The sequence below is a fragment of the Hoeflea sp. genome (assembly GCF_039975035.1).
Classification (GTDB): Bacteria; Pseudomonadota; Alphaproteobacteria; order Rhizobiales; family Rhizobiaceae; genus Hoeflea.
Genome location: NZ_JBDWHW010000194.1, coordinates 1 through 4,106 on the forward strand (window position 1 = coordinate 1; position 4,106 = coordinate 4,106).

Genomic DNA, 4,106 nt, shown 5'->3' on the forward strand with positions numbered 1-4,106 from the left:
GCTGAAACCGCTTGCCACCGTGCTGGACGGCATCCTCTACAACACGCTCCTGGCGGTTGGGGTGAAGATCGGCGAGGCAGATGTCAGCGTCACCGGCGCAAGCTGCAACCCGCCGGTGCTCGTGATCTGAACAGCGCCGCCGGCCGGTTCGTCGGTGGCGAAACTTCCGGATGAACCGTCGGCCGTTGCGCGCTGATGGATCTGCCAGGGTCGCGGCAAATCCATCAGCACGGCTGAAGCGGAACCTTGTTCAGACGCCGCAATCGCCCTTGTAGGCAATCTCGCTGGAAGCACCGTCTCGAGACACTCTGATCGTCCCGGAATAGGTCAAGTTTTCATAGCCTTCCGCGCCTTCGAGCAGGCTGACATCGACCAGATAGGGGTCTGCGTTGTGGGAGCGATAGCTGCGAAGCGCACCACCATCGATATGCTCAACACCGGTCTGCTCAAGTTGAAGGAGCTGCCCGTCAATCCGCATGAACGGCGATTCGATCGGGTCGGCGCCATCCTCTCCCGGCAGGTTCGAAAACAGCACCCAGCGCCAGCTATCGGGATCATCGTAATCGAACTCATGGTCGGCACGCATGAAGCTGCAGTAACTGTCGATATACTGCCAGACGATGTCATCGATGCGCGGCGCGCTGTCCTGCGCAACCGCCGGTCCTGCCAGCACCATCGAGACCGCCGCGAATATGATCTGTTTCATCTGGTTTGCCCTTTCGTCCATGCTGCTTCCGCGTCGAGGCTATCCAGTGGCGTCACGAAAGGGAACCTTCTTCGAACATGTCGCGAATGATCTTTCCGGCATTGCGTGCCTCAACTTCCGATTCGCGCACCAGCGTGTCGAAGTGTTGTGTCAGCGCGCTGACCTGGCGGCTGTCGCGATACACCAGGTAGAATTGCCCGACATAGACCGCCGCGAGCAACCGTCCGAAAATCGACACCGGAGCGGAGAACACCTTTTTCGAATCGTAAAGATAGAGTCTGAGCGACGGGTACAGCCGGGCGCAGCTGTCCGCCATGAAATCGATCTGCTTGGCCCGGACATCGCGGTCGAGCCCTTCCCAGTAACCGTGGCCACGCGCCAATGACCGGACCTTGTCTATCGAGACGCAAATTTCATAGTCCGATCCCGGCGCGCGCAGCCACTCGGTCGTCTCGTGCATGGCGCCGCGCGCCTGCTCCGGCGTCTTGTCCAGAAAAGCCGCATATTCCCATTCGAGAACCGCTTCGGTTTTCAGAATATCGGGAAGCATCGCCGGAACGTGCCGGATCTTGTGTCCGGCGGCTTCCTGGTGCCAGGTGATGATCTGCTCGTCCGCCGGGGTCCGATGGGCCGTTTCCATCCGGAAATTCGCCGACAGAACCTCGGCCGCCGTCTCGGGGCGATCCGACAGGCCCAGCAGCCAGTCCGCGCTCACCCCCAGTGCCTGGGCGCATTCCGCCGCCAGATGCGCATTGGGCAGGCGAACCTCGTCATTGGCCAGCAATTGCGCGATTGTCGACCGGTCGACGCCCGCGGCTCGCGCCAGCGCGCTGCGGCTCATTCCGCTCAGCGCGAGACGGCTGGCCAGCCGCAAGCGAAACAGTTCGGCGCGTTCATTCTTGTGCATTGCCGGATTTTTACACAGATGGTGATAAAAATCAACATTTGTGTATTTATGCTGCGAAGATACAGAATTCCGGCGATCGCCGGGGAAAGCTAGATTGGTGTCATTACAACCGATGAACCACCAAGATTGCAGACCATGGAATCCAACTTCAGAACCATAGCAAAAGCAGTGACCTGGCAGATCCTCGGCCTTATCATGACAAGCATGATCGCCTGGTTTCACACAGGCTCGGTGCTCAGCGCCGTCACCTTCGCACTCTCCACCTCAGTTACCGGCCTGGCATTCTTCGTCGTGCACGAACGGATCTGGGCTCGCGTCAACTGGGGCACCCCAAGGAACCAGACCGCAAGCAACACAACCTCGGGCATCTGAACTCGTCAGCCGGCCATCCCCATCTCCCCGCCAGGTCTTCTCGCGGTCCTGGTGGCATTTGCCGGGCCGGCGCATCGTCCCCGCACAATCCGGTTCGAACCAGTTCGACATGTCCCTTGCATTGTGCAGGGCGCGCCCAGCGGCCACCGCAGATTCCCCATTCCGATAACCCCGCGGGGTAATTGCCAACGCAGGTCCCGGTCAGTTTACTGATTTCAGTATGACTTTCCATCGACAGGCGACCGCCTGGGGTTTGCTGCGTGAACTTGCTGTCGGCAAAATGCCGGACACAACCATGCACGCCTCGAGACGGTCACAGACAACGGGACCTGCAAATGACACTGCGAACAATCGGCCTTCTGGGTGTGCTTACACTTGCCTCGGCATGTCAGACTCCTTCCCCGGCCGCCAAGACCGAAGGCGCCGGCACCGCCGCAGACGCAACCGCACCAACGGTGACCGCTTTCGCCGCAACGCCCGCAAATCCGGCCATGTGCTCGATGCCGCTGGCGGGCGGACCGCCGCCTAAACCGGCAAAGGGGGCTGATTTTGCAAAGAACGCTGTAGGCAAAAACCTGGCTCGAAATGTCGGGCGCAATGTTCTCGGCAACATGATAGGCGGCGGGGTGATAGGAGCGACAGTGGCAAGCCAGGTTGTGCGCACCGAACAGGACCTTGGTGGCAAATGGATGGTAACCGACGGTGCTTCAGATTGCGGCTGCGAGATTCAGATCCGAACAGGCGCCGGCGTCATCGCGCAGGGATTTGGCAGAACCAGCGGATACAAGCTCAAGGATGCGAAAGGCGGGACCATGAAAAATATGTCCTGCTCGAATGGACATCTCGCAAGTGTCGCGAGATTTGCCCTTGGATACAGTTTCACCGGCTATGATGCCGTTCTGGCCATTGAAAGCATCAACGGGCTGCCCGTGGCCGAGATGAAGCGTGACGGAATCAACTATTTCTCCGGCACTCTGGTGGACGGCACCCCGGTGACGATGTGGCGGCGCGGCTAAAGTGCCTCATGGTTAGGTGCAACCAAGGTGCCGGGTCAGGCTGAGAAAACCGCTTCGGCAATCACCCTGTGGAAGATATCGCTGTGGGACAGATGCATGGTGTTGGCCCCGTTTTCGACAAGTTCGACCGGCGCCCCACCATGCGCTTCGACAAATTCCTGCACATAGTCATAGCGCATGATCGGATCTTCGGTGCCGTGAAGCCATTTGATCGGGCATGACAGCCTCAGGAAGTCGCTCTCCCAATCCGCCATGGCGGCCATCCCGTCATGAATGATGGCTTTCGCGCCTTGCTCTATCATGTGCAGGATCCCTGCCTCGCATATCGGATAGATACGCGGGTCCTCCAGATAGGCCTGATCCGTGGGTGAGTTTGAAAACAGATGTTCGGCGTAGGGCTTTATCCCTTTTCGAAGCCAGTTGACGATTCCTATGTGGATCATCGTTTCCAGAATGCGGGGCGTATATTTGACACCCAATGCGGCAATTCGTGTCTGCAGGCCCATGTGGTCAAGATGCTTCTTTTCATCAATGGGAATTCCCGCTCCCACCATCACCATGTTTTTTGTCTGCTTGCCGAGCGCGAACGCAATCCGGCATGCATGGCTGACCCCACCCTGGTGCGCGACCACGGTCAATGGCTGATCGGTAATCTCGGGCACAAGCTGCATCACATCATCGACGACGACCCGATCGAAATCCTTCCAGTTGAGCGGTATGTCGGTCTGCCCGAAGCTCGGCCGCGACGGTGCAATGATCCTGATCTTGTCCCGCCTGAACTTCTCGATCATGTCGGACGGAAAAAACGGTCCCTGGACCAACCCGTGAATGAACAGCACAGGTTTTCCGGCCGGGTCACCGTAAACGCCGTAGCTTATCCTGCGGCCATCCGCCCGCGTGAAAATCCGGTCGGGCCGGGCAAAAAAGGGAACCTCTGCCCGCGTGATCGCTGAATGGGCCTTGCCCGGATCGACAAGCAGCCCGTACGTCGTCGCAAGAACCAGAAGATCGGATATTTTGCGGCATCCCGATTTGCGCAGAATCGACTTGGATTGCGATTTGATGGTTTCGACGCTTCGGCAACGCAGTTCCGCGATCTCGGGCT

At 58.9% G+C, this 4,106-nt stretch carries 5 protein-coding genes; 2 read left to right on the forward strand and 3 right to left on the reverse strand.

The window, feature by feature from the left end; all coding sequences use genetic code 11:
* Positions 1–250 precede the first annotated feature (250 nt).
* The gene (locus ABJN75_RS17400) at positions 251–727 is read right to left on the reverse strand and encodes a hypothetical protein (protein ID WP_348440846.1); all 477 of its coding nucleotides are present in this window, start codon (positions 725–727) and stop codon (positions 251–253) included.
* 31 nt (positions 728–758) lie between these two features.
* Entirely contained in the window at positions 759–1,613 is an 855-nt protein-coding gene (locus tag ABJN75_RS17405; protein WP_348440847.1) for a helix-turn-helix transcriptional regulator, read from the reverse strand.
* 135 nt (positions 1,614–1,748) lie between these two features.
* Between ABJN75_RS17405 and ABJN75_RS17410 the strand changes: the two genes are divergently transcribed.
* Positions 1,749–1,985, forward strand: a complete 237-nt coding sequence (locus ABJN75_RS17410; RefSeq protein ID WP_348440848.1) for a DUF2061 domain-containing protein — start codon at positions 1,749–1,751, stop codon at positions 1,983–1,985.
* Positions 1,986–2,320: 335 nt separating this feature from the next.
* Positions 2,321–3,001 (forward strand): hypothetical protein, encoded by a 681-nt coding sequence (locus ABJN75_RS17415; protein ID WP_348440849.1) that lies wholly within the window; start codon positions 2,321–2,323, stop codon positions 2,999–3,001.
* A gap of 35 nt (positions 3,002–3,036) precedes the next feature.
* On the opposite strand, the gene ABJN75_RS17420 is transcribed toward ABJN75_RS17415, so the two are convergent.
* Positions 3,037–4,106 (reverse strand): alpha/beta hydrolase (locus tag ABJN75_RS17420; RefSeq protein ID WP_348440850.1); only part of this gene is annotated, 1,070 nt, incomplete at its 5' end.

Bases quoted from the DNA above. Each gene is read 5' to 3' on its own strand.
- ABJN75_RS17410 (WP_348440848.1), top strand. From the start codon at position 1,749: ATGGAATCCAACTTCAGAACCATAGCAAAAGCAGTGACCTGGCAGATC.
- ABJN75_RS17405 (WP_348440847.1), bottom strand. From the start codon at position 1,613: ATGCACAAGAATGAACGCGCCGAACTGTTTCGCTTGCGGCTGGCCAGC.
- ABJN75_RS17400 (WP_348440846.1), bottom strand. From the start codon at position 727: ATGGACGAAAGGGCAAACCAGATGAAACAGATCATATTCGCGGCGGTC.
- ABJN75_RS17415 (WP_348440849.1), top strand. From the start codon at position 2,321: ATGACACTGCGAACAATCGGCCTTCTGGGTGTGCTTACACTTGCCTCG.